At 73.7% G+C, this 25,195-nt stretch carries 17 protein-coding genes; 11 read left to right on the top strand and 6 right to left on the bottom strand.

Annotation, left to right across the window (positions count from 1 at the left end; translation table 11 throughout):
• The first annotated feature begins 13 nt into the window (after positions 1 to 13).
• From ACQEUU_RS31020 to ACQEUU_RS30990, 7 genes are all read left to right on the top strand, one after another.
• Positions 14 to 1,075, top strand: a complete 1,062-nt coding sequence (locus tag ACQEUU_RS31020; protein WP_433072640.1) for an ABC transporter substrate-binding protein — start codon at positions 14 to 16, stop codon at positions 1,073 to 1,075.
• A 101-nt stretch (positions 1,076 to 1,176) separates the two neighbouring features.
• Entirely contained in the window at positions 1,177 to 1,950 is a 774-nt protein-coding gene (locus ACQEUU_RS31015; RefSeq protein ID WP_433072639.1) for a class I SAM-dependent methyltransferase, read from the top strand.
• A 166-nt stretch (positions 1,951 to 2,116) separates the two neighbouring features.
• Entirely contained in the window at positions 2,117 to 4,351 is a 2,235-nt protein-coding gene (locus tag ACQEUU_RS31010; RefSeq protein ID WP_433072638.1) for a hypothetical protein, read from the top strand.
• Positions 4,352 to 4,355: 4 nt separating this feature from the next.
• Complete coding sequence (locus ACQEUU_RS31005) at positions 4,356 to 6,176, top strand: UvrD-helicase domain-containing protein (protein WP_433072637.1); 1,821 nt, start codon at positions 4,356 to 4,358, stop codon at positions 6,174 to 6,176.
• A 59-nt stretch (positions 6,177 to 6,235) separates the two neighbouring features.
• Positions 6,236 to 8,068, top strand: a complete 1,833-nt coding sequence (locus tag ACQEUU_RS31000; protein ID WP_433072636.1) for a sigma factor-like helix-turn-helix DNA-binding protein — start codon at positions 6,236 to 6,238, stop codon at positions 8,066 to 8,068.
• Positions 8,069 to 8,084: 16 nt separating this feature from the next.
• Positions 8,085 to 9,146 carry a cysteine--tRNA ligase gene (locus tag ACQEUU_RS30995; RefSeq protein WP_433072635.1) on the top strand — a complete coding sequence of 354 codons (1,062 nt, stop codon included), beginning with the start codon at positions 8,085 to 8,087 and terminating at the stop codon, positions 9,144 to 9,146.
• A gap of 276 nt (positions 9,147 to 9,422) precedes the next feature.
• Positions 9,423 to 11,924, top strand: a complete 2,502-nt coding sequence (locus ACQEUU_RS30990) for a penicillin acylase family protein (RefSeq protein WP_433074428.1) — start codon at positions 9,423 to 9,425, stop codon at positions 11,922 to 11,924.
• Here ACQEUU_RS30990 and ACQEUU_RS30985 read toward each other — a convergent pair whose 3' ends face one another.
• Both ACQEUU_RS30985 and ACQEUU_RS30980 read right to left on the bottom strand, forming a co-directional pair.
• Positions 11,925 to 12,860, bottom strand: a complete 936-nt coding sequence (locus tag ACQEUU_RS30985) for an MBL fold metallo-hydrolase (protein WP_433072634.1) — start codon at positions 12,858 to 12,860, stop codon at positions 11,925 to 11,927.
• 30 nt (positions 12,861 to 12,890) lie between these two features.
• Positions 12,891 to 13,292, bottom strand: coding sequence for a hypothetical protein (locus tag ACQEUU_RS30980; RefSeq protein WP_433072633.1), 402 nt, complete (start codon positions 13,290 to 13,292; stop codon positions 12,891 to 12,893).
• Positions 13,293 to 13,397: 105 nt separating this feature from the next.
• On the opposite strand from ACQEUU_RS30980, the gene ACQEUU_RS30975 reads away from it, so the two are divergent.
• Positions 13,398 to 14,297 (top strand): hypothetical protein, encoded by a 900-nt coding sequence (locus ACQEUU_RS30975; RefSeq protein ID WP_433072632.1) that lies wholly within the window; start codon positions 13,398 to 13,400, stop codon positions 14,295 to 14,297.
• Between the two features lie 149 nt (positions 14,298 to 14,446).
• Here ACQEUU_RS30975 and ACQEUU_RS30970 read toward each other — a convergent pair whose 3' ends face one another.
• Both ACQEUU_RS30970 and mshB read right to left on the bottom strand, forming a co-directional pair.
• Positions 14,447 to 14,869 carry a DUF6113 family protein gene (locus tag ACQEUU_RS30970; protein ID WP_433072631.1) on the bottom strand — a complete coding sequence of 141 codons (423 nt, stop codon included), beginning with the start codon at positions 14,867 to 14,869 and terminating at the stop codon, positions 14,447 to 14,449.
• A gap of 11 nt (positions 14,870 to 14,880) precedes the next feature.
• On the bottom strand, positions 14,881 to 15,786 hold the full coding sequence (gene mshB / locus ACQEUU_RS30965) for an N-acetyl-1-D-myo-inositol-2-amino-2-deoxy-alpha-D-glucopyranoside deacetylase (protein WP_433072630.1): 906 nt from the start codon (positions 15,784 to 15,786) through the stop codon (positions 14,881 to 14,883).
• Positions 15,787 to 15,819: 33 nt separating this feature from the next.
• Here mshB and ACQEUU_RS30960 point away from each other — a divergent pair, with 33 nt between their 5' ends.
• Complete coding sequence (locus ACQEUU_RS30960; RefSeq protein WP_433072629.1) at positions 15,820 to 17,886, top strand: prolyl oligopeptidase family serine peptidase; 2,067 nt, start codon at positions 15,820 to 15,822, stop codon at positions 17,884 to 17,886.
• 59 nt (positions 17,887 to 17,945) lie between these two features.
• Here ACQEUU_RS30960 and ACQEUU_RS30955 read toward each other — a convergent pair whose 3' ends face one another.
• Positions 17,946 to 19,739 (bottom strand): ABC transporter ATP-binding protein, encoded by a 1,794-nt coding sequence (locus ACQEUU_RS30955; RefSeq protein WP_433072628.1) that lies wholly within the window; start codon positions 19,737 to 19,739, stop codon positions 17,946 to 17,948.
• Complete coding sequence (locus ACQEUU_RS30950) at positions 19,739 to 21,427, bottom strand: ABC transporter transmembrane domain-containing protein (RefSeq protein WP_433072627.1); 1,689 nt, start codon at positions 21,425 to 21,427, stop codon at positions 19,739 to 19,741. The genes ACQEUU_RS30955 and ACQEUU_RS30950 overlap by 1 nt, the downstream gene beginning before the upstream one ends.
• A gap of 144 nt (positions 21,428 to 21,571) precedes the next feature.
• Here ACQEUU_RS30950 and ACQEUU_RS30945 point away from each other — a divergent pair, with 144 nt between their 5' ends.
• A complete protein-coding gene (locus ACQEUU_RS30945; RefSeq protein ID WP_433072626.1) occupies positions 21,572 to 22,192 on the top strand; it encodes a phosphotransferase in 621 nt (206 codons plus the stop codon).
• 253 nt (positions 22,193 to 22,445) lie between these two features.
• Entirely contained in the window at positions 22,446 to 25,172 is a 2,727-nt protein-coding gene (locus tag ACQEUU_RS30940) for an AAA family ATPase (RefSeq protein ID WP_433072625.1), read from the top strand.
• Positions 25,173 to 25,195 lie beyond the last annotated feature (23 nt).

Genomic DNA, 25,195 nt, shown 5'->3' with positions numbered 1-25,195 from the left:
AAGTATTCATCATGTGACCGTACGTACCTGCGCCGCCGTAGCCGCCATCCTCGCCAGCGCCGGATGCGGCGCGTCGCCGTCCGCCGAAAAGCCCGCGTCCCAGACGCCCGTCAAGGTCCACGCCGCCTCGCTCAAGGAGGGGTTCGGCACCTACGAACGCCTCGTCCAGGAGGCCCAGCGCGAGGGGGCGCTCACCGTGGTGGGGCTCCCGCGCGACTGGGTCAACTACGGCGAGGTCATCGACACCTTCGCCGACAAGTACGGCATCAAGGTCAACCAGCTCGAACCGCAGGCGAGCAGCCGCCGGGCGCTCGACAGCGCCGCGCGGCTGAAGCCCGACGTGTTCGACCTCAGCATCGAGGAGGCGGTCGGCGCGGCCGGCCGGTTCGCCCCCTACAAGGTGCGGGGCTGGCTCGACCTGCCCGACCACGTCAAGGACCCGGCCGGCGCGTGGTACGCCGCCTACGGCGGCTACATGTCCATCGGGTACGACCCGCGCGCGGTGGCCGCCCCCGCCTCCTTCGCCGATCTGACCAGGCCCGGGTACAAGGTGGCGCTCGACGGCGACCCGCTGCGCTCCAGGGCCGCCTTCTCCGGCGTGATGGCCGCCTCCCTGCGGGGCGGCTCGCCGCTGCCGCAGCGCGGCGTGGCGCTGTTCGGCAAGCTCAAGCAGGCGGGACAGCTCACCTCCCCGGCCTCCGCCAACACCATCGTCACCTGGGACCACGTCAACGCCGCCCGCGCCGCCCGCGACGCCGCCTCCTGGAAGGTGACGATCCCCAGGGACGCGCCGCTCGGCAGCTACCACGTGCAGGCGATCGCCAAGGCCGCGCCGCACCCCGCCGCCGCCCGGCTGTGGCAGGAGTACCTCTTCTCCGACGAGGGCCAGAACCTGCTCCAGAAGGGGTACGCGCGGCCCGCCCGGGGCGAGGCGATGCTCATGCGCGGCACGCTCGACACCGAGCAGGCTTCCAGGCTCCCGAAGCCGCCGGGGCCGCCCGTGCTGCTGACGATCCCGCAGACCGACGCCGGGAAGACCTACGTGAAGAAGCAGTGGGCGAAAAGCGTGGGGTGAGGCCAGTGTGATCAGGTGTGTCGTAGCGACCATCTAGCTCTAAAGTGAACCGACAGCACGGCCACGGGGGCCCGATGTCTCATGATTGAGAGCTGATCGTCTTGCGATACGACACACCGGGCCTGGAGCGGTGGAACAGTCGCGTCTACGACAGCAGCTTCGGCTACGTCTCCACCGAGGGCGCGCCGCTGGTCGACCTGCTCGACCCGCAGCCGGGCGAGCGCGTCCTCGATCTCGGGTGCGGCACCGGCGTGCTGACCGCCCAGATCGCCTTCCGCGGCGCCGAGGTGCTGGGCATCGACGGCTCGGGCGCGATGATCGAGAAGGCGCTGGCCCAGTATCCGGGCATCACCTTCATCGTCGGCGACGCGCACGACTTCACCGTGGCCCGGCCGTACGACGCCGTCTTCTCCAACGCCGCGCTGCACTGGATGAACCGCCCGGACGCGGTGATCGCCAGCGTGCGGGAGGCGCTGCTGCCCGGCGGCCGGTTCGTCGCCGAGATGGGCGGGGCGGGCAACTGCGCCGAGCTGACCACCGCCATGCTGACCGCCTGGCGCGAGTACGGCCTGCGCGAGCCCGAGCTGCCGTGGTACTTCCCCTCCCCCGCCGAGTACGCCCGGCGGCTGGAGGCAGAGGGCTTCGTCGTGCGGCTGCTGGAGTACTTCGACCGGCCCACGCCGCTGGAGGAATGCCCCGGAGGGGCCGCCGACTGGGTGCGGATGTTCGCCCCGTCGGCGCTCGACGGGCTGGCGCCCGACCTCGTCGAACCCCTGCTCCAGCGGGTCAACGAACTCGCGGCCCCGGCGCTGCGCCGGGAATCCGGATGGATGGCCGACTACGTGCGCCTACGGTTTGCCGCCGTTCGACGCTGATGCGTAGTGCAGGATGCGTAGGGCTGTTTTGCCGGACTATGGTCTCTTCAGTGGGCGGCGAGATGACGGCACGGCGACACGGCGTCGCATGGCCCGCGACGTGGCGGCGTGAGGGGCTGGTGAACGGAACGGGATGAACTTCTGCCTGAGCGACCTCGTACCACCGTTGAGGTGGAGCGACACGTCCACGATCACTCTGCTCACCGGGCAGCCGGGACTGCCCGACGCCTGGTGGCGCAGCCTGCCCATGCCGCGCGTGCTCGCGGCCATCGGCCCCGAGTCGCTGGGCGAGCTGCTCACCGAGATCGCCATCGAGCACTGGCCCGCCGCCGCCGTGGGTGACGTGCTGCCCGCGCTGCACATGCTGGACCCCGACGAGGCCGACGAGCCGTACGTGGCCATCGCGCTCGACCGGGCCGGGTCGTGGCCGGGGCTGCTGGCCCTCACCAGCCGGGAGCTGATGGACCAGCCGTTCGTGCAGGCCCGGCCGGTGCTGACGGCGCTGTTCTCCTCCGCCCTGCTCCGCCTGTCACCGGCCGCGCCCGTGCCGGCGTCCGGCGCGGCGACCCTGGACGAGGAGACCCCGGCCCCCGCGCTCGCCTCCCAGCCGGCCCACCCCGTCGACCAGCACCCGGCGAACGGCGACGACCAGGAGCCCCACGCCGCGGAGCCCGCCGAGCCGGGTCCTGCCGCGCGGGACGCCGCACCCGGCCGCGCCGCGGAGCACCACGCACCCGCCGCCCCGGAGGACGACGAGCCGGACAGCTCAACCGCCGACGAGGATCGCGCCGACGCGGTCTCCGTGGCGCCCCCCGCCTCGAAGGCCGAGACCCCCGACGCCGCCGAGGCGGACGCCGAGCCTGATCGCGCCGCACAGGACGCAGACCCCGAGGCCCACGCCGGGCCCGATCGGGCCGCGCAGGACGCGGACCCCGACGCCGCCGAGGCGGACGCCGAGCCTGATCGCGCCGCGCGGGACGCCGAATCCGGCGACGACCCCGGTCACGAGCACCACGCCGCGGAGGCCGCCGAGCCGGCTCCTGCCGCGCGGGACGCCGCGCCCGGCCGCGCCGCGGAGCATCACGTACCCGCCTCGGAGGGCGAGGAGCCGGACGGGTCATCCGGTGACGGCGACGCGGCGGAGGATCACGCCGAGGCCGCCCCCGTGGCGCACGCCGCGCAGGACAAGGCCGCGCAGGACGATTCGGTCGCTGATGGTGACGCGGCGGGGCCGGTCGGCTCTGTGGAGGGTGACGCCGGGGAAGGGGACGTCGCGGCGGGGGACGAGACGGAGGACGAGGAGGCGGATCTGCCGCGCCTCATCGAGGCGGCGTTCGCCCACCTGGACGACAAGAGCTGGGCCGTGGCCCAGAACCGGGTGTTCACGGATCAGCCGTCGGCCGTGGACCAGCTCGCCAAGCTGTTCGCCGTGCCGCCCGCCGAGATCGCCGCCACCGAGGACCGGCTGCGCGCCATGCTGGACGAGTGGCTCGCCAGCGACGAGGCCGCCCCGTACCGGGCGCATCTGCAGGAGCTGCGGGAGAAGATCGGCCCGTCCGCTCCCAAGGAGCGCCTGATCCAGGCCGCCGACTGGCACGGGCGGGAGATCAAGGCGCTGGAGGTGCCCGCCTGGCAGTTCGTGCTGGCCACGCTGCCGGACCGGCCGCTGCCCGAGCGCAAGCCGGTGCCGCCGTCGGCGTTCAGCGCGCCCTACGGCCCGCCGCCGGCCGCCTTCGCCCCGAAGCCGTCTCCGTCTCCTGGGCTGCCGCCCGGGTTCGTGCCGCCTGATCCGGTGCCGTCCCAGTTCCAGGCGTTCGCCCCGGCGGTGCCGGTGCAGGGCGAGGCGAACGGCGCGGGCTCCGATGAGCAGCCGGGCAAGCCGTACCAGCCGCTCAAGGACGTCTCGCAGACCAGGCGCTGCTTCCGCCAGCCCGACGGCCGGTGGTGGCTGCGCGTGGACGTGACGGCCGAGCAGCTCTCGGGCGGCGAGTGCGCGCTGCCGACCGGGTTCGCCGCGTACCTGGGGCTGTCGCCGGGCGAGAGCAGGACGGTGCGCAGCGCGGCGGGCGAGCTGACCATGACCTGGCACGGCCGGCCGGTGCTGGAGTCGATCGACCGGCTGCTGGCGGACGTCGGCGCCAAGGAGGGCGGTCACCTGTTCCTCACGCTGTCGGACGAGGGCGTGCTGCGCGCCCGCCACCTGCCGGTGGCCGCGGCCGGAGCGGAGAAGATCACCAAGGCGCTCCGCCTGGTCGGCTACACGGCTCCGGGCGGCACCCGCGACCAGGCGGCGCGGGTGATCGCGACGAGGATCGGCATGACGGGCCCGGTGAACCTGCCGGATCTGCTCACCAGGCTCCGCGAGCGCGGGGACCGCGATCTGCTCCATCTTCTGGACTGATGCCGTGCCGCGGCTCGCGATCGGCCCTGAGTTTCCCAGGGAGCTCGGCGCACTGGCTCAGCCGGTGCGCAGGGACGTCGTGGTCGCGCTGAGGCGGTTCCTGCTGAACGTGGCCGGCGCCCCGCACCCCGAGTCGGTCAGGGGCGCCAGGGACGCGCGGGTGGCGACGCTCCGGCTGGCCGAGGGCCACCGGGGGGTGGTGGTGCGCCGGCGGGACGTCTACTGGCTGCGCACCGTGCTGCCCGACCCGGAGGCCTGGTCGTACGCGGCCCGGCACCGTTACGGCGTCAACCCGGTGCTCGGCGTGGTCGAGGAGTGGGACGCCGAGTCGCTGGAGCGGATCGAGCCGGCGTTACGCAGGTCGGCGGGCGGCTCCCGGCTGTTCGAGGCGATCTGCGACGGCGACCTGCTGGCGCTCGGCATCGACGTGCGCGCGCTGCCCCTGGTCCGGCTCATCACCACCGAGGCGGACGTGGCCGCGCTGGAGCCGCTGCTGCCGCCCACCCAGTACGTGCCGCTGGCGGTGCTGGCCAGGGGCGGCACGCTGGCCGAGGCGTGGCGGGAGCTGGACGGCTGCCGCGCCTTCGAGGAGGACCCCGAGGAGCCGGTCGACCCGGAGGACTTCCACCGGGCGCTGCTGCGCAGCCCCGACCGGGCCGCGTTCGCCGCCGACAGGACGGAGCTGGACCGGCTGCTGACGGAGCCCGACTGGTGGGTCTTCCCGCACCCGCCGCAGCACCGGCTGGCCAGGGCCCGCTACGACCATCCGGTGCTGGTGGTGGGCGGGGCCGGCACCGGCAAGACGGTGGTCGCGCTGCGCCGCGCCGCCCACCTGGCGGCGCACGGCAGCGGGCCGGTGCTGCTGGTGACGTTCTCGCAGGGGCTGTGCGACGAGCTGTCCGGCCGGCTCGACCGGCTGATCCGGGACGAGCTCGTACGCAAGCGCATCGAGGTGGACAACCCGGAGCGGCTGGCCATGCGGCTCGTGGCCCAGGCGGAGGGGCGTCGCCCGGTGCTGGTCGGGCCGGGTGCGAGGACCATGGACGAGCTGATCGACGAGGCCCGCCTGCTGCTGTCGAGGGCGACCGGCGACCTGCTCGACGACGTCGAACCGGGGCGCAAGCCGTACCGGCACATCGTGGTGGACGAGGGGCAGGACGTCAGCCCGGCGCAGTGGCGGCTGCTGCGGGCGGCGGCGCCGCGCGCGTCCGACGACCTGTTCATCGTGGGCGACCCGCACCAGCGCGTCACCGACACGCGGGTGACGCTCGCCGCGGTGGGCGTCCCGGCCATCGAGTTCTCGCTCAAGGTCTCCCACCGGTTGTCGCGGGAGGCGCTGACGTTCGCGGTCCGGGTGCGCGGCGGAGGGCCCGCCGACGGGCTGGTCAAGGGCATGTCGGCGCTGTACGGTTTCCGGTCGGCGCGGTTCGGGGCGCGGCCGGTGGTCCGCGGGTACGCGAGCGCGGAGGCGGAGCTGGCCGGCCTGGAGCAGATCGTCGCCGCCTGGCTGGACGAGGGCGTGCCCGCTGACCGGATCGCGGTGGGGGCGCGCAACCTGGAGCTGGTCCGGGCCGCCAAGCGGACGCTGCGTGACGTGCCCGTGCGGGTGTCGACGTTCGCCAACCTCAAGGGGCTGGAGTTCGAGCGGGTGGCGCTCATCGGGGTGGCCGAGGGCATCGTGCCGGAGCGGACTCCCGAGGATCCCGGCGCCCGGGCGCGCGCGCTGCAGCGCGAACGGAGCATGCTGTACGTGGCCTGCACCCGGGCCCGGTCGATGCTCTACATTTCTCATTCCGGACGAGGGAGCCCTTTTCTGTCCTTCTGATCACATAGTCTGAACTGCGGATATCTATCGTTGCCGGTTGGACCCCAATGAACCTCAGCTTGAGCGACCTCGCGCCACCACTGCGCTGGACCGCACCTGGTCAGATCGCACCGATCGCGGAAGAGTCACAGCTGCCCGAGGCGTGGTGGCAGGCGATCCCGTTCGACCGGGCGTGCGCCATCGTGGGCACCCAGGCCGTGGCGGGCCGGCTCGCCGACCTCGCCGTTGCCTTCTGGGGGCATCTGGTGCTGGGCGACATCCTGCCCCTGCTGCGCTTCTCCGACCCCGCCGAGGCCGAGCGGACGCCGGAGACGCTCGGCAAGGACGTGGTGCAGAAACTGTTCAGCGGCGTGTTCGACCGGCTGCTGGAGCCGGCCACGACCGCCGTGGCCGGGCCGGCCCAGCAGGACAAGCCGCTGCCGGAGCTGATCGACGGCGTGTTCGCGACGCTGGACGAGCGGCAGCGGGCCATCGCCCGTGACCGGCTGTACGCGGCCGACCGGGCCACGCTGGACGAGCTGGCGCAGCGCTTCTCGGTGACCAGGGAGCGCATCCGGCAGATCGAACGCGACCTGCGCGACCACGTGGAGCTGTGGCTGCGCGGGCCGGAGGCGGCGGCGCTGACCGCGCACGTCACCTGGCTGCGCGGCCGGCTCGGCTCAGCCGCGCCCGCCGACGACCTGACGGCCGCCGTGCCGTGGCACCGGGCCGAGCTGCGCACGCTGGGCATCCCGGCCTGGCGGTTCGTGCGCACGCTGCTGACCGGCTACGAGCAGGCCGACGGCTGGCTGGTCGCGGGCGGCGCCGACGACCTTCGGGAGAAGACCCGCCAGCTGTTCGCCGACGGGCCGCACCCGCTCACCGAGGCGGTGACCATGGTGGCCCAGCTCGGCGTCCGCGAGGACGTGGCCGAGCGGTGGATCCTCGCCGTCCCGAACCTGCGGGTGCTCGACGGGCACGTGGTGCCGTGGCCGCGCAGCATCAACGACAAGGCGGAGGCGGTGCTGGCGATCTCGGGGAAGCCGATGGCCCCCGAGGAGATCCAGGAGCGCATCGGCGAGGACTACAGCCTGGTCGGCATCCGCAACCAGCTCACCGCCGACGACCGGTTCCTGCGGCTCGACCGCAACAAGTACGGCCTGACCCGCTGGGGCGGGGACGAGTACCTCGGCATCAGGGAGATGATCGTCAGGGAGATCGAGCGGGCCGGCGGCGAGGCCCCGGTCAGCACGATCGTGACCAACCTGACCTCCCGCTACGACGTCAGCGAGAGTTCGGTCCGCGCCTACTCGGGCGGCCCCGGGTTCGAGCGCAGCCAGCGCGGCTGGATCCGGGTCGCGGGCACCTCCCCCTCCGGGGAGGGCGGCTCGTACCAGCCCCGCAGGGACGTCTCGGAGACCCGGCGCAGCTTCCGCAGCCGTGACGGGCGCTGGTGGCACCGGGTGGACGTGAACGCCGAGCACCTGCGCGGCTCCGGCTCGCCGCTGCCGACCGGGTTCGCCGCGCACCTGGGCATGGCGCCCGGCGGGTCGCTCACCGCCTCGTCGCCCTCCGGCGACGTGGTCATCAGCTGGCACAACCAGCCGACGATGGGCTCGATCCGCAACGTGCTCGCCGACTTCAAGGCGAGCGAGGGCGACCACGTGTTCCTCACCGTCTCCGACGGCGGCGAGCTGCTCACCCGCTACCTGCCGGCGGCCCCTCCCGGGATGCCGCCGCTGAACCGGGCCCTCTATCTCATCGGCTACACCGCGCCGGTGACCTCCGAGCTGGAAGGGCTGCGGCTGATCGGCGCGCGGGTGGGGCTGCCCGAGACGGCCACCCGCGAGGAGGTACTCGCCCGGCTGCGCGAGCGGGGCGACCGCGACATCCTCGGCTTCCTCGGAGGATGACGGCTAGGGTCGAGGGATGCTGCGGATCTACGACACGCGCGCCCGGCAGGTCGAGGAGATCGCGCCCGCCCGCGGGCTGCGGATGTACGCCTGCGCGCCTCCCGTCCACCGCCGGGCCCACCTCGGCGACCTGCGCCAGGCGCTGCTGTCCGATCTGATCCGCCGGGTCCTGGAACGGCACCGGGTGCGGATGGTGGTCTGCCGGGCGGGCGACGACGCCGGCCACCCGGCGGGCGAGGCCGAAGCGTTCGCCCTCGACGCCGCGGCGCTCAACCTGCGCCCGCCGGAGCAGTCCCCCCGCGCCGCCGACCACACCGATCAGCTGATCGGGCTGATCGCCAGGCTCGTCGAGCGGGGGCACGCGCACGTCGCCGACGGCCGCGTCGTCTTCGACGCCGCGACCTCTCCCTCGTACGGCGGACTCGCGGGAGGCGGCGCGGCGGGGTGGGAGCTGTGGCGGCCCGTTGACGGCGAGGCGGCGTGGGACTCCCCGTGGGGCCGTGGCCTGCCGGGGCCGCACGTCGCGTGTTCGGCCCTGGCGCTGCGGCTGCTGGGCGAGCGGATCGACATCTTGACCGGCGGCGCCGAGCTGATCTCCCCGCACCACGAGGCCGTGAGCGCCCAGGCCGACGCGGTGACCGGGCGCGAGGTGGTGCGTCACTGGGTCCACGGAGCGGGCCTGCTGGTCGGGGGCGGCGAGCCGCCGGAGCTCTCCGCCGTGACGGCCGACGGGATCGACCCGCTGGCGGTGCGCCTGGCGTTCCTGGAGCACCACTACCGCCGCCCCCTGGACCTCTCCCCGGCCGCGCTGCGCGCCGCCGACGCGACCGTGCGCCGCTGGCGCGCCCGGGTGGCCGAGTGGTCGGAGTCGCCGAGCGCGCCGATGGCCGCCGCGTACGTCGAGCGGGCCGAGTCCGCGCTCGACGACGACCTCGACACCCCGGCGGCGCTGCGTGTCCTGGCCGAGCTGGAGCGGGACGCGTCGGTGCCGCCGGGCGCGAAGTTCGAGTCGTTCGTCCATCTGGACCAGGTGCTGGCCCTCGACCTGCCCGCCGACATCGGCAGGCCCCGGCCCTGAGTGCCCCGCGGCCGAGCGGTGGCGGAAAGGGGTCGGGCGGACGGCATGGCAGGAGCCGTCCGCCCGGGTGGCGCCGTCCTGAAGCGGGGGTGTGGACGGTAACGCGCCATGAGCACGATAAGCAGGTCCCGGGTTGCATCCGGGTTGCGGCCTGTCCCGCTGTGGCCGGACGACGACGGGCGGTGATGGCGGCGAGAGCAGTGGACAAAAGCTGCCAAACTGGGTGCCAGCGTGCGCAAGATGGAGGTTTACGTGAGGTTGAGGCCGTACGCGTGGATGCCGTGGCCGCTGCGGTGGTTCGCGCGGGTGTTGACGGTTCTCCTGGCGATCGCGCTGGTGCTCGCGGCGGTGCTGGTCTACACCGTACGGCAGTCGTTCCCGCAGTTCGAGGGCACGGTGCGGCTCCCCGGACTCACCGGGAATGTGGAGATTTATCGTGATAAATACGGAATCCCGCACATCTACGCTGACACGGCCGAGGACCTCTTCCTGGCCCAGGGGTTCGCGCACGCCCAGGACCGCTTCTGGGAGATGGACTTCCGCCGCCACGTGACCGCCGGCAGGCTGTCGGAGCTGTTCGGCGCGGCGACCCTCGACAACGACAAGGCCATCAGGACCATGGGCTGGCGCCGGGTGGCCGAGCAGGAGCTGCCCGACCTGACGGACCGCACCAGGCGCTTCCTCGACTCCTACGCCAAAGGCGTGAACTCCTGGATCACCGCCAACCCCAACGCCTCCGACCGCAGTCTCGAGTACTCGATTCTCAAGGTGCAGAACGGCGCCTACGAGCCCGAGCCGTGGACCCCGCTCGACTCCGTCTCCTGGCTCAAGGCCATGGCCTGGGACCTGCGCAGCAACCTGGAGGACGAGATCGACCGCGGCCTGGCGCTCGCCGAGCTGCCGCCGGAGCGGGTCGCCCAGCTCTATCCCGGTTACCCCTTCGACCGGCACAGCCCGATCGTCACCCGGGGCACGATCGACCGGGAACGCTTCGACCAGACCGCCGAGCCGCGCACCCGGCAGGACCCGCGGGCCGACAGGCAGGTGCTCGGCCAGGCGGCGCGGACGCTCGACGCGGTGCCCGCCATGATGGGCGCGGCCGACCGGGAGGGCATCGGCTCCAACTCGTGGGTGGTCGCCGGCGAGCACACGAAGAGCGGCAAGCCGCTCCTGGCCAACGACCCGCACCTGTCGGCGCAGCTGCCCTCGGTCTGGTACCAGGTCGGCCTGCATTGCCGTGAGCTGAGCGAGGCGTGCCCGTACGACGTGACGGGCTTCTCGTTCTCCGGCGTGCCCGGCGTGATCATCGGTCACACCGACAAGATCGCCTGGGGCTTCACCAACCTGGGTCCCGACGTGGCCGACCTGTTCCTGGAGAAGGTCGACGGCGACACCTACCTCTACCAGGGCGAGCAGGTCCCGCTGCAGACCCGCCAGGAGAGGATCGAGGTGGCGGGCGGCGCCCCGGTCACCATCACCGTGCGCAGCACCCGGCACGGGCCGCTGGTCAACGAGGTGATGGGCCAGGTGAAACCCGGCGACGAGGCCAACGCGGTGGCCCTGTCGTGGACCGCGCTGATGCCCGGCCGCACCGTCGACGCGATCTTCGAGCTGAACGCGGCGAGTGACTGGCACGAGTTCCGGGCGGCGGCCGCGCTCTTCGACGTGCCCGCGCAGAACCTGGTCTACGCCGACACCTCGGGCACCATCGGCTACCAGGCGCCCGGCCGCGTCCCGGTCCGCCAGAAGGGTGACGGCACCGTGCCGGTGCCGGGCTGGACCGGCGAGTACGACTGGAACACCGCGCCCATCCCGTACGACCAGCTCCCGTCGGTGCGCAACCCCGCCGAGGGGTTCGTGGTCACGGCCAACAACGCCGTCATCGACCCTCAGCGCTACGCGCCCCTGCTGACCAAGGACTGGTCGTACGGCTACCGCTCGCAGCGCATCCTCGACCTGCTGCAGGAGGAGATCGGCAAGGGGAAGGTGGACGCCGCGACGATGGCCCGCGTCCAGCGGGACGACCGCAACCTGTTCGCCGCGACGCTGGTGCCCGCGCTGACGGCCGTGGACCTGGCCGGCCCGGCCGAGGAGGCGCGGGCGCTGCTCGACGGCTGGGACGGCGCCCAGGACACCGGATCGGCCGCCGCCGCGTACTTCAACGCCGTCTGGCGGCACCTGCTGGAGCTGACCTTCCACGACGAGCTGCCGGAGGGCGCCCGGCCGAACGGCGGCGACCGCTGGTACGAGGTCGTCGCCGGGCTGCTGCCGGACCCCGACGACCCGTACTGGGACGACACCCGTACCGAGCAGGTCACCGAGCGGCGTGACGACATCCTGCGCCAGGCCATGGCCTCGGCCTACCAGGAGCTGGCGGAGCTGCTCGGCCCGGACGTGAAGGCGTGGCGCTGGGGCGACCTGCACCGGCTCACGCTCACCCACGACTCGCTCGGCACCTCGGGGATCGCGCCGATCGAGGCGCTGTTCAACCGGGGCCCGCTGGCCGTGGCGGGCGGCAAGGACGCGGTGGACGCGGCCGGCTGGAACGTGCAGGAGGGGTACGCGGTCACGACCGTGCCGTCCATGCGCATGATCGTGGACCTCGGCGACCTGGACGAGTCCCGGTGGGTCAACCTGACGGGCGCCTCCGGTCACGCCTTCCACGACAACTACTGGGACCAGGCCGAGCTGTGGGCCAGGGGCGAGCTGCTGCCGATGCGCTCGGACGCCGCCTCGGTGACCGGGGCCGCCGTGCACACCCTGCGGTTGCGCCCCTGATCAGGACGTGAACGAGCGCGACTCCCCCACGGCCAGGTCCCACAGGCGCTCGCGGGGCAGGCCGTGGGCGGCCCACTGCTCCCGGGTCCACTCCAGCGGGCGCAGCAGCGGCTCGCCGGACAGGACGAACGTGCCCCAGTGCATGGTGGCCATCCGGTGCGCGCCCACGTCCAGGAAGGCCCGCACGGCCTGCTGGGGGCTCACGTGGGCCGGCTCCATCGCCCACGGCGGCTGGTAGGCGCCGACCGGCATCAGCGCCAGGTCCAGGCCGGGGTGGCGGGCGCCGATCTGGGCCAGGCGCTCCCCGTAACCGGTGTCGCCGGCGAAGTACACCGACCCGTCGATCACCCATCCGCCCCACAGCGTCTTGCAGAAGTCGAAGAGGGTACGCCTGCTCCAGTGATGGGCGGGCACGAACTCGAAGCTCACCCCGCCGACCGTCGCCGACTCCCACCAGTCCAGCTCGATCACCTCGGTGAACCCCCGGCCCGTGAACCACCTGCCGAGCCCGGCCGGGACGAGCATCGGCGTCCCCCTCGGCAGCCTGCGCACGGTGGGCCAGTCCAGGTGGTCGTAGTGGTCGTGGCTGATGACCACGGCGTCGACAGTCGGCAGGTCCTCCCAGGCGAGGCCGGGCGGGGTCAGCCGGGCCCGCACGCCGGGGATGCGCCGCGACCACACCGGGTCGGTCAGGATGGCCAGGCCGCCCGTCCTGATCAGGTACGTGGCGTGCCCGACCCAGGTCACGGACGTCTCCCCGGCCGCGACCGGGGGCAGCCCACCGCCGGCCACCGGGATGCGGGCGGCCTCGCGCAGGTCAGGAGGGAACACGGTGTGCCAGGCGATGCTGATCACCTCCCGCAGCCCCGACGGGGCGTAGGTGAGGCGGTCCCGGTAACTGTCTGGCCTCTTCGGAGCACGGATGATCTGCGTCATGCGGACCCCCTGCCCTGAGTGCTGGATCAGTCACCCACGGGGAGAACCGTCTGCGCGTTCGCGCCAGCGCGGCGGGACGCGCCGGTAACCGCCCTCGTCCAGGCCCGCCAGCCGCTCGAAGGGGTTGTAGGACGCCTGGTCGCCGCAGACGACGACCGAGACGAGCATGGCGAGCAGATACAGGGGCAGCATGGGAAGGCCGGCGCAGCAGGCCCACTGGGTGGCGTGCCGGTTCTCGTGACCGATCAGCGTGTCATCGAGATGGTCGCGTTTGGTGATCACCACGTTGCCGACCGTGAACGCCCCGGCGATGGGGAAGCGGTAGCGGTAGCCGTGGGCGAGCACGAGCCCGTAGGGCCCGGACCGCCTGGTCGCCCCGCCGATCACGGCGATGAGCAGGCCGAGAGGAGTGGTGAGATTAACGAAATTCACGATTCGCCGGAACCGATATCGCCTGTCCATGCGTCTGAGTCTTGACCAATCTTGTCAAATCGGAATAATGATTTGCGTCCTGAAATCTCCTAGAAGAGCAGGATTATGAGATCCACCATCCTGGGCGCGCTGCTCGGAGCCGCAGCACTGGCCGGAGCCGGCGGAATCGCGATCACCCAGACATCAGCCACCGACCCCTTATCCCTCACCGGTTCTTCAGCCGCCGCGGCGGCGTTACCCGCCACCACACCCCCCGGCAACGGGGCGTACGTGGCGAAGACCGAGATCGTCGACAGAGACGGCGTGTCCTATCTGGACGTCTCCGTAACGTACGGGACCGCGGCCAAGTTCAGGGTCAAGCAGCGGGTCTGCAAGCGCAAGTCCTGCCGCACGCTCACCGTCGGGCTGACGGTGGCGGCCGGGGCCGGCCAGGTCAGCAAGCGGCTCGGGCGCGGCGACTTCTGGCTGCGGGGCAAGCCGAGGATCAGGATGTGGCCGCTTCCCGGCCCCACGGTCACCGTCACCGCGCCGCCGGTCACCGTCACCGAGACCGTCACCGCGACGGTCACCGAGACGGCCACGTTCACCTGCCAGCCGGCGCCTCTATCGGAACCGCCCACGTCGACGCCACCAGAGGACCCGACGGTGGACCCGACAGCCGACCCGTCCGTGACCCCCACGGTCGATCCCACGGCCACCCTGCCACCCTCGGAGCCGCCCTCGGTGCCTCCTTCGGTTCCGCCTTCGGTGACGCCGACCATCACGGACCCGCCGACCGGCACTCCGACCGATCCGCCCACGGGTTCCCCGACGGACCTGCCGACCGACCCGCCGCCGGACCTGCCGACGGTCGAGCCGACCGAGATCCCGACGTGCCCAGGGCCGACCGACACCCCCACTGACACCCCGACCGACACCCCGACGGACGTACCGACGGACCCGCCGACCGACCCGCCCACGGACACTCCGCCCCCGGCGGAGACCGTGACGCCGCAGGTGCGGTGACCGCGCTCTCCCGGTCCGGCGGCCTCCCTTCCTCCGCCGGGCCGGGAGAAACGCAGAGTTATATTTATCCGCTCTTATATTGCCTGCCGTGACAAGTCAGCAATTGACCTGTCGCGCTATCGCGCAGCGCATTCACGCCCCCGGCACGCCTATTTCGCGGAGCCGAGCCCGCGACTCTCCGGATATCCGCGCAGCAGCCACGAACCCCCGGTCGAGGGCGACATCAGGAATGCCGCGACGGCCGCCGCCATCCCGCCGTAGAGATACACGTGCCCGGCCAGGTTGCCTGAGATGACCAGGTCGCCCGCGCCCAACTGGACCGAGAACGCCATCGACACCAGCAGCCATCCGGCCGACGTGACGGCGGCCGGCGCGCGGCCGCGCATCAGCTTGCCCGCCCCCAGCGAGACGCCGAAGACCAGGAGCACCCAGAGCACCGCAGAGACGACCGGGAACCCCGGCCACGCGCCGTGCGTGAACCCGCCCACCACGCCCAGGACGACGCCCAGGACGAAGAGCATGCCGTACGCGGCTCCTCCCAGCGCCGACTCGGCCTGGCTGCGTTGCTCCATGTCGATCGAGGTTAGTGGATCCCGGCGAACAGATCGTTCTCGCGTACGTGCGGCTCGCCGAGACCGCCGGTCTCTGGCGGCGGGCCGGGCACGGCGGGACCGCGCTCCCCGATGGCCAGCACGAAGTGCTCGACTCCCCGTACCTCCTGACCGATGTCGTTGGAGAGCGCGAACCACGGCTCGGCCACCGTGATCTGGGTCCGGTGCGCGCGCATCGCCGCGGCCTTGTGGCCGAGCCAGGGCCGGGCGTCGATCTCGGTGGTGACGACCTCGTCGGGGTCGCCGAACGGCAGGTCGTCCACGCTCGCGACCGTGAACGGGGCCCCGGCCTCCCGCAGCGCCTCGTTGGACCGGAGCAGCACCGACCTGGGCGTGGCCGTGTGGTAGAACTTCGCGATCCGCCACGGCTCGCCCTCGCCGAAGCCCGGGTCGGCCGCCAGCTCGAACGCCCGGCGGGAGACTCGGTGGGCCTGGATGTGGTCCGGGTGGCCGTAGTGTCCGTTCTCGTCGTACGTGACGAGGACCTGGGGCCGCACCTCGCGGATGACCGTGACCAGCTCGGCCGCGGCCTCGTCCACGTCGGCCTGCCAGAACGCGCCGGGCCGGTCGTTGGTGGCGACCCCCATCATCCCGGAGTCGCGCCAGCGCCCGGGCCCGCCCAGGAAACGGTGGTCCTCGACGCCGAGCGCCTCGCAGGCGGCGGCCAGCTCGCCGATCCGGTGGTCGCCGAGCATGTCGTCCTCTTCGGACGCCAGGTGCGAGAGCTCCACGGGGATGATCTCCCCCTCCTCGCCCAGCGTGCAGGTGACGAGCGTGACGTGGGCGCCCTCGGCGGCGTAGCGGGCCATCGTGGCGCCGGTCCCGATCGACTCGTCGTCGGGGTGGGCGTGCACCAGCAGCAGCCGTCGGTCAGTCATGTCCCGAGCGTAACAACTGGCAGGATTGGCCCCATGAGTGAGAGCTTCCCGCGCCTGTCCGCCAGGACCCGCCGCTTCACCCTGGGAGTGCCCAGAGGCTTCACCCTCTCCCCCGACGGCGCCCGCGTGCTGTTCCTGCGCACCGGGTCGGGCACCGACCCGGTGACGTGCCTGTGGGAGCTCGACACCGAGACCCAGGTCGAGAGGCTGGTCGTCGACCCGCGCTCGCTCGACTCCGGAGAGGAGGACCTGCCGCCGGAGGAGCGCGCCCGCCGCGAGCGCAGCCGCGAGCAGGCGGGCGGCGTCGTGTCCTACTCGACCGACGCCGACGCCACCACGGCCGCGTTCGCCCTGTCCGGTGGCCTCTACGTGACCGACCTGGCCGCGGCGCGCACCCGCCGGCTGGAGACCGCGGGCGCGGTGATCGACCCGCGGCTCTCCCCCGACGGCAGCCGCGTCGCCTACGTCACCGGCGGCGCCCTCCACGTCCACGACCTGGCCACCGGCGAGGACCGCGCGCTGGCCACGCCCGAGTCGGAGACGGTCACCTACGGGCTGGCGGAGTTCATCGCCGCCGAGGAGATGGGCCGCATGCGCGGCTTCTGGTGGTCACCGGCGGGCGACGCCCTCCTGGTGGAGCGGGCCGACGAGGCCCCGGTCCAGACCTGGTACATCGCCGACCCGGCCAACCCGGGCCGGCCCGCGACCCCGCAGCGCTACCCCGCCGCCGGCACGCCCAACGCCGTGACCGAGCTGTTCGTGCTGGGGCTCGACGGGTCCAGGGTCGCGGTGCCGTACGAGCACGAGTACCTCGTGACCGCGGCGTGGGACTCTCACGCCCTGTCGATCGTGACGCTCTCCCGCGACCAGAAGACGATGCGGCTGCTGTCGGTCGACCCGGAGACGGGGAAGTCCACGCCGGTGCGCGAGGACCGCGACCCGGCCTGGGTCGACGTCGTCCCCGGCGTGCCCGCCCACCTCGACGACGGCTCGCTGGTCTGGGTGGCGGTCGCCGACGGCGGCCACCGCCTGTTCGTCGGCGACCGCCCGGTCACCCCGCCGACCCTCCAGGTGCGCGCGGTGCTGGACGTCGACCATGACAGCGTGCTGTTCAGCGCCAGCGGCGACCCGACCGAGATCCAGCTGTGGACCTGGGACGGCCACTCGCTGCTGCCGGTCTCCACCCGGTCGGGCGTCTTCACCGGCCGGATGGCGGGCGGCGTCGGCGTGCTCACCGAGCAGAACCTCGACACCGAGGGCGTCACCACCACCGTCGTGCGCCGCGACGGCGTCGCCGTCCCCATCCCCTCCCACGCCGAGCGCCCCGGTCTCGACCTGCGCGTCTCGCTCGGCCGTTCCGGCCGTCGCGAGCTGGCGACCGCCGTGGTGCTGCCCTCCTGGCACGAGCCGGGCTCGCGGCGGCTGCCGGTCCTCATGGACCCGTACGGCGGACCGCACGCCCAGCGGGTGCTCAACAGACGCGGCGGCTACCTGGAGAGCCAGTGGTTCGCCGAGCAGGGATTCGCCGTGGTCGTGGCCGACGGCCGGGGCACCCCGGGGCGCGGGCCCGCGTTCGAGCGGGCGGTGCTCAACGACCTGGCCACGCCCGCGCTCGAGGACCAGATCGACGCCCTGCGGGGGGTCGCCGAGCAGTACCCCGACGACCTCGACCTGGACAAGGTGGCGATCCGCGGGTGGTCGTTCGGCGGGTTCCTGGCGGCGCTCGCGGTGCTGCGCAGGCCCGACGTGTTCCACGCGGCGGTGGCGGGCGCGCCGGTGACCGACTGGCGGCTGTACGACACCTGTTACACCGAGCGCTACCTCGGGCATCCCGGCGAGCAGCCGGAGGTGTACGACAAGTCCTCGCTGTTCGGCGACGCCGCCAAGCTGGAGCGGCCGCTGCTGCTCATCCACGGGCTGGCGGACGACAACGTGGTGGCGGCCCACACGCTCCGCCTGTCGTCGGCGCTGCTGGCGGCCGGGCGGGCGCACACCGTGCTGCCGCTGTCGGGCGTCACGCACATGACGCCGCAGGAGGTCGTGGCGGAGAACCTGATGCTGCTCCAGGTCGACTTCCTGAAGAGGTCCCTGCACCTCTGAGCCGCGCGACGGACCACGGTCGGATCCCCTGCGGGACCAGACCGTGGTCCGGGGCCGGGTCAGGTGGAGGCGCGGACCTGGGCGGACTCCGCGGGCGGGACGGGGTCGGCGTTCGGGGCGCCGTGCCAGCTCCGCCACAGAGCGGCGTAGGAGCCGCCCGCCGCCACCAGCTCGTCGTGGGAGCCCAGTTCGGTGATCCGTCCGTCCTCCACCACCGCCACCCGGTCCGCGTCGTGCGCGGTGTGGAGCCGGTGCGCGATGGCGATGACCGTGCGCCCGTCCAGCACCGCGGCGAGCGAGCGCTCCAGGTTCCTGGCGGCCCGGGGGTCGATCAGCGACGTGGCCTCGTCCAGCACCAGCGTGTGCGGGTCGGCGAGCACGAGCCGGGCCAGCGCCAGCTGCTGCGCGTGCGCGGGTGAGACCGCCAGGCCGCCGGAGCCGACCACCGTGTCCAGCCCGTCGGGCAGGCCGAGCGCCCACTCCAGGGCGTCCACGGCGGCGAGCGCGTCGCGTACCGCCTCCTCGTCCGCGCCGGGGCGGGCGATCAGCAGGTTGTCCAGGAGCGTGCCCTTGAAGACGTGGTGTTCCTGGGTGACCAGCGCGACGTGGCCGCGCAGCTCGTCCAGCGGCAGCTCCACCAGGGGCACGCCGCCGACCGCGACGGTCCCGGCGCGGGGCCCGTGGATGCCCGCGAGCAGCCTGCCGAGCGTCGACTTGCCCGCGCCCGACGGCCCGACCACGGCCAGCCGCTCGCCGGGCCGCACGGTCAGCGACACGCCGTGCAGCACGTCCCGTCCCTCCCGGTAGGCGTAGCGCACCTGGTGGGCGCTGAGCCGCTCGTCGGCGGGCCGGTCGCCGGCGGGCTTCCGGTCCTCGGGCACGTTGGCGACGCCGAGCAGCCGGGCCATGGACGCCGCGCCGACCTGAAGCTCGTCGATCCACATGAGGAACCGGTCGAGCGGGTCGACGAGCTGCTGGGCGTAGAGGACGGCGGAGGTGACCTGCGCCAGCGTCACCCACCCGTTGCCGTGCAGGAACCCGCCGACGAGCAGCGTCGCCACGACCGGCACCACGTAACCCAGCTCGACCGAGGGGAACCAGAGGGTGCGCAGCCCGAGCGTGTAGCGTTCGGCGGCGTACGAGCCGGCGATGTCGCGGTCGGCCCGCTCCCGCCGCCGCCGCTCCAGGCCGAGCGCCTCCACGGCCCTGGCGCCCTCCACGGTCTCGGCCAGCCCTTCGGTCATCTCCGCGTACGCGGCGTTCTCGCGCAGGTAGCCGTCCCTGGCCCGCCGGAGGTACCAGCGGGTGGAGAAGTACAGCAGGGGCGCGGCCAGCAGCATCGGCAGCATGAGCAGCGGGCTCACCAGCACGATCGCGCCGATGGTGATGACGAACGTGACGACGGCGATCAGGGTCTCCGGCACCGCGTGCCGTACCGTCCTCGACAGCGAGTCGACGTCGCGCGACGTCCGGGTCAGCAGGTCGCCCGCCCCCGCCCGTTCCACGGTCGACAGCGGCAGGGCGAGCACCCGTTCGACGAACTCCTCGCGCAGCTCGGCCAGCACCTTCTCGCCCAGCCTGGCCGAGGCCAGCACCGCGTATCTGACCAGCACGCCCTGCAGCAGCAGGAACCCCGCGACCCCGGCGGCGAACAGCGCCACGTTCACCGCGACGCCGTGCTCGACGTCCTCGACCAGCGCGCCGAGCTGCCACGGCACCACCAGGCCGGCCACGGCGGAGAGCGCGTGCAGGGCCAGGGCGGCGGCGAGCCGCCGGGGGTACTTCAACGTCAACCGGCGCGCGTAGGCGCGCACCTGCTTCCGGTCGGCGACCGGGAGGATCTCGCGGGCCATCAGGTCTCCCCTCGCGTCACGGCGGCGGCGTACGCCGGGCAGGCCGCCAGCAGGTCCCGGTGGGCGCCCTCGGCCGCGACCCGGCCGTCCTCGACGTAGACGACGTGGTCGGTGCGGTCCAGCACCAGCGGGCTCGTCGTGCAGACCAGCGTGGTGCGGCCCGCCCGGGCCGCCGCCAGCCGGCCGGCGACGCGCGCCTCGGTGTGGGCGTCTACGGCGCTGGTCGGCTCGACCAGGATGAGCACCTCGGGATCCGCCAGCAGCGCCCGGGCCAGCCGGAGCCGCTGCTGCTGCCCGCCGGAGAACTCCCGTCCCGCCTCCGCCACCTGCGCGTCGAGCCCGCCGGGCAGCGTCTCGACGATGTCCTCGGCGCAGGCCGCGCGCAGCGCCCGGTCGATCCGGTCCGGGGTCGCGGTGCCGCGCACGTCCAGCTCGTCCCGTAGCGGTCCGCTGAACAGGCGGGCGCCGTTGTCGGCCACGAGGATGCGCGAGCGCACCTCGGCCATCGGCAGGGCCGCCAGGTCGGCGGAGCCGAAGGTGACGTCGCCGGTGGAGTAGCGGCCCAGCCGGTCGGCGATCTCGATGGCGTCCTCGGGCCGGGCCGCGGCGAGCGCGGTGAGCGTGCCCGGCTGCAGGGTGACGCCGCTGTGGCTGTCGCGCAGCACGCCGCCCGCGGTGCTGCCCGTGCCGCCCGTCACCTCCGGCTCGATCGACAGGATCCGCACCACCCGGCGGGCGGCCACGTGTCCCTTGGTGAGCCGGTCGGCCGCCTCGGTGATCGTGCGCATCGGCGCGATCAGGAAGACCGCGTACGCGTAGAAGGCGACGAGCTGGCCGACGGTGATCCGGTCGTCGACCGCGAAGGCCGCGCCGACGCTGGTGACGAGCGCGATGAGCAGTCCGGGCAGCACGATCTGGGCGCCTTCGAGCAGCGACTCCACCCGGGCGACGCCGACGCCCGCGTGCCGGACGCGCTGCGACTCCTCGCGGTAGCGCTCGGCGAACACCTGCTCGCCGCCGATGCCGCGGAGCACCCGCAGGCCGGCCACGATGTCGGCGGACCTGGTCGACAGCTCGCCGGCCAGGTCGCGCTGCCGTTTCTGCCTGCGGTGCAGGGGGCGCAGCAGCGGCCCGACCGCCGCGGTCATGACGGGCACGCCGATCAGCACCATGAGCCCGAGCACGGGCGAGGTCGAGACGAGGATCACGGTCACCGTGACGATCGCCACGACGGCCCCGGCGCCGCGCAGCAGGATGTCCATCGAGCTGCCGATGTGCGCGATGTCGGAGTTGCCGACGCTGACGACCTCGCCGGTCGACAGCCGTTTGGACAGGGTGGCGCCGAGCCTGGCCGCCTGCCGGGTGGTCAGCTGGACGGTGCGGTAGGCGGCCGACAGCCAGTTGTAGACGGCGAACCGGTGCCGCATGATCCCGGTGAACGCCTGCACCAGCCCGAGCCCGAGCAGGATGGCCGACCAGGTGAGCAGGGCGCCGGTGTCCTTGACCCGGAGCGCGTCGACGCCCATCCCGAGCGCGGCCGGCACCAGGGCCTGGGCGAGCCACCAGGTGGTGGCGAAGGCGATGCCGCCCAGGAGCGCGCGGCTCTGCCGCCGGACGTTCCACCACAGATAGCGGAACGGGCTGCGGATGTCGGGCGTGCCGGGGTCGGCGTCGGGAAGGGATCGCATGGCCCGTCAACAGTCGCAAAGCCGCAGGTTGATCGGCAAACCATTTACCCGGAGCGTGTCGATCACCCGACGTTTCGTACAAGGTATGACAGTCTGGGCGCGCCCTCTCACACCCGCCCCATGAGTACGCCAGAATCGTCTCTCGTGGAACACGGGTACACCAACAGCACAGTCGGAGACGGCGCTCTGGTCGTCAAGTGCTATCAGGGGCCCGACGCCGCCGTCCGGCTCCGGACGGAGGCGCGGTTCCTGCGGCGGCTGCGCCGGCGGCTGCCGGTGCCGAGGCTGCACGCGGTCACCGACACGAGCGTGAGCATGGCCTACGTTCCCGGCGCCCACGGTCAGGACCTGCTCGACGACGGCCACCCGATCGAGGTCCTCGCCGAGTGCGGCCGGGCGCTGGCCCGGCTGCACCGGATGGGGTTCGTGCACGGCGACTACGGGCCGCAGAACATGCTGTTCGACCCCGACACGTTCGAGGCGGTGGCGATCCTCGACTGGGAGTGGGCGCATCCCGGCCGGCCGGTGGAGGACCTGGCGTGGTGCGAGTGGATCGTCCGCGCCCACCATCCGGAGCACGTGCCGCACCTGCGTCACTTCTTCGAGGCGTACGCGGGGCCGGTGCCCTCGTGGGAGGAGCGGCACGCGTCGATGCTCACCCGCTGCCGCAACCTGCTGGAGTTCGCCGCGCGGTGGGAGCCGGGCGGCGAGGGCGAGAAGCTGTGGCGGCAGCGGATCGACGACACCGCCGACTGGGTGGCCTGACCGCTTCGGCGTCACCGGCCCCGGCCGGCCGTTCGATCCGAACGCTCCCCGCCGGGAACCGCCGCCTGGCGGGGGCCACGCCCTCCTCCGCGACCGCCGTGACGTAGAGACCATGCGCGGTTTCGGCCAGGGCGCGGAGCAGGTATTTGTACGCTCTGAAACGTACTGATAAAGCCCCATCGGCCCATCGGCGATTTCGCCGACTTTACAGGTGGGCCTTTTCTGGTTGACATACGCGAGTCACACTCAGGTCATGCCAGAGGCGCTGTACGGCCGCGCCGCCGAGCTGGACCTGGTGCGGCTGCTCCTCGACAGGGCGCGGGCCGGAGACGGCGGCGCGCTGGTCCTGGCGGGACCGCCGGGCATCGGCAAGACCGCCGTGCTCGGCCGGGCCGAGGCCATGGCCGACGGGTTCACCGTCCTGCGCGCCCGCGGGGTGCCGCAGGAGACGAGGCTGGCCGGGTCCGGGCTGCACGCGCTGCTGCGGCCGGTGGCGGGGCTGGTCCGGTCGCCGGTGCTGACTCGGGCGCTGCGGCTGGGCGCGGCCGGGGGCGGGATGGCGGTGCCCGCCGCGGTGCTGGAGTTCCTGGCCGAGCTGGCGGCGGCGGAGCCGGTGCTGGTGTGCGTGGACGACCTAGACCTGCTCGACGAGGTCAGCAGGGAGGCGCTGGGCTTCGCGGCCAGGAGGGTGTCGGGCGAGCGGATCGCCCTGCTGCTGACGGTACGGGACCCGGCCGGGCTGCCGGAGGACGTGCCCGTGCGGGCGCTGGAAGGGCTGGACCCCGCCGCGTGCCGGGCGCTGGCCCACGAGCTGGCGGGCGCGCTCCCCGACGACCTGGGCGCCTGCCTGGCCCGCCTGGCCGGGGGCAACCCGCTGGCGTGGCGCGAGCTCGTCGGATCGCTGACGCCCGAGCAGCTCGCCGGGCTGGCCGCGCCGCCCACGGGCCTCCCGCCGGGCGGCCGGCTGCACCGCGCGCACGCCGAGCGGCTGGCCCGGCTCCCGCAGGCCACCCGGTTCCTGCTCCTCCTGCTCGCCGCCCACCCCGGGCTGGACACGGAGACGCTCCGCCGGCCGGCCCGGTGGCGGCCCGAGCCCGGCGCCGAGGGACGGGTGCGCCGGGGCCTCCTGGCGGCCGAGCCCCTCGCCGTCCTGGCGCCGGCCGAGCGCGCCGGGCTGATCAGGGCGGACGGCGGGCGGTACGCGTTCACGGACGAGACGGTGCGCGCCGTCGCCTACGCGGAGGCGCCGCCGGCCCGCAGGCGCGCCGCGCACGCCGTGCTGGGCAGGCTCCTCGACGGCGACCGGCACCGGCTCGCCCGCGCCTGGCATCGCGCGCACGCCCTGGACGGGCCTGCCGACCAGCTCGCCGCCGAGCTGGCCGCCGCCGCGTCCGCCGCCGCCGCACAGGGCTACCCGGGCAGGTCCGCCGCGTACGAGCACGCCGCCGAGCTGACCGGCGCCGAGGAAAGCAGGGAGGAGTGGCTGGCCGCGGCCGCCCGCCACGCCTGGGTGTTCGGCGACCTGCCCAGGGCCAGGTGGCTGCTCGCGCAGCCGGGGCACCCCCTGCGGGGCCAGGCCGAGCTGATGCGCGGACGGCTGGAGCTGCTGAGCGGCCACGCCGACAGCGCCAGGGACAAGCTGCTGACCGCCGCTTCCCGCCTGGTGCGGCGCGACCGGATCGACGGCGTCAAGGCGCTGCTGCACGCGGCCGAGGCGAGCTACCTGGCCGGCGACATCCGCGCCTTCCACGCCATCGCCGGCCAGGTCGCGCTGCTGCGCCGCCCCGACGACTGCGCCAACGCGCAGCTCATGTTCGAGTACCTGCAGGGGATCGCCGCCACGTTCAGCGGCGACCACCGGGCGGCCGCCGGGCCGCTGCGGCGGGTGGTGCGGCTCGCCCCGGCCGTGTGCAGCCCCGTCCCGCTGGTGTGGGCCTGCGTGGCGAACCTCCTGCTGGGCGAGGACGCGACCGCGCTGGAGCTGTCGGCGCGGGCGATCGACACCGCGCGCAGGACCGGCGCGGTCACCCTGGTGCCGCAACTGCTGGAGTCGATGGTTCAGGCGTACTTCTGGCTGGGCCGCTACTCGTCGGTGGCCGCGCACGCCGCGGAGGGGCTCCGGCTGGCCGAGGCGTCCGGCCAGCTCAACGCCGCCGCCCGGCACCTCGCCTGGCTGGCGCACGTGGACGCGGTACGCGGCGACGCCGAGTCCTGCCGCGACCACGCCCACCGCGCCCTCGACCTGGCCGAGGCGCACGGCCTGGGCATCGCCGGCGCCCTCAGCACCTGGGCGCTGGCCCACCTCGACCTCGCGGCCGGCCGGCTCGCCGACTCCGCCGCCCGGCTGCGCGGCCACCGCGACAACGACCATGTCGTGGTCCGGGTCATGGCCAGCCCGCACTTCATCGAGGCCGCGGCCCGTACAGGGGACGACCGGCGCGCCGCGGCGGCGCTGCGGGCGCTGGAGCGGTGGGCCGGCAGCACCAGCAGCCCGGACCGGCGGGCGCTCGCGGCGCGCTGCCGGGCGCTGCTCGCCGCGCCCGGCGAGGCGGGCGAGCGCTTCCAGGAGGCTCTGGAGCTGCACCGGCAGGGCGCCTGCCGGTTCGAGACGGCGCGCACCCAGCTCTTGTACGGAGCCGCGCTGCGCAGGGAGCGACGGCCCGGGGCGGCGCGGGAGCACCTGCACGGGGCGCTGGAGACGTTCGAACGCCTGGAGGCGCGGCTGTGGAGCGAACGGGCCCGCGCCGAGCTGCGCGCCGCCGGTGAGACCGTGACCCGGCCGGGATCGGGCGGCGGGCCCGAGCAGCAGCTGACGGCCCAGCAGCTGCGCATCGCGCGGCTGGTGGCGGAGGGGGCGACGAACCGGGAGGTGGCCGCCCAGCTCTTCCTCAGCCCGCGCACCGTCGACCACCACCTGCGCAACGTGTTCGCCAGGCTGGGCGTGCGCTCGCGGGTGGAGCTGGCGCGCAAGCTGTTCTGACACCGGCCCGTGCTGACACCGGC

Origin of the sequence: Nonomuraea sp. CA-218870, from assembly GCF_050936535.1 — a bacterium.
GTDB classification, from domain to species: domain Bacteria; phylum Actinomycetota; class Actinomycetes; order Streptosporangiales; family Streptosporangiaceae; genus Nonomuraea; species Nonomuraea corallina.
Note: the sequence above shows the minus strand (reverse complement) of the source record. Positions and strands in the feature narration are given on the sequence as shown.

Excerpts from the sequence above, each read along its gene's own strand:
- ACQEUU_RS30995 (WP_433072635.1), top strand. The coding sequence starts at position 8,085 with ATGCTGCGGATCTACGACACGCGCGCCCGGCAGGTCGAGGAGATCGCG.
- ACQEUU_RS30990 (WP_433074428.1), top strand. The coding sequence starts at position 9,423 with ATGCCGTGGCCGCTGCGGTGGTTCGCGCGGGTGTTGACGGTTCTCCTG.
- ACQEUU_RS30985 (WP_433072634.1), bottom strand. The coding sequence starts at position 12,860 with ATGACGCAGATCATCCGTGCTCCGAAGAGGCCAGACAGTTACCGGGAC.
- ACQEUU_RS30975 (WP_433072632.1), top strand. The coding sequence starts at position 13,398 with ATGAGATCCACCATCCTGGGCGCGCTGCTCGGAGCCGCAGCACTGGCC.
- ACQEUU_RS30970 (WP_433072631.1), bottom strand. The coding sequence starts at position 14,869 with ATGGAGCAACGCAGCCAGGCCGAGTCGGCGCTGGGAGGAGCCGCGTAC.
- mshB (WP_433072630.1), bottom strand. The coding sequence starts at position 15,786 with ATGACTGACCGACGGCTGCTGCTGGTGCACGCCCACCCCGACGACGAG.
- ACQEUU_RS30960 (WP_433072629.1), top strand. The coding sequence starts at position 15,820 with ATGAGTGAGAGCTTCCCGCGCCTGTCCGCCAGGACCCGCCGCTTCACC.
- ACQEUU_RS30955 (WP_433072628.1), bottom strand. The coding sequence starts at position 19,739 with ATGGCCCGCGAGATCCTCCCGGTCGCCGACCGGAAGCAGGTGCGCGCC.
- ACQEUU_RS30950 (WP_433072627.1), bottom strand. The coding sequence starts at position 21,427 with ATGCGATCCCTTCCCGACGCCGACCCCGGCACGCCCGACATCCGCAGC.
- ACQEUU_RS30940 (WP_433072625.1), top strand. The coding sequence starts at position 22,446 with ATGCCAGAGGCGCTGTACGGCCGCGCCGCCGAGCTGGACCTGGTGCGG.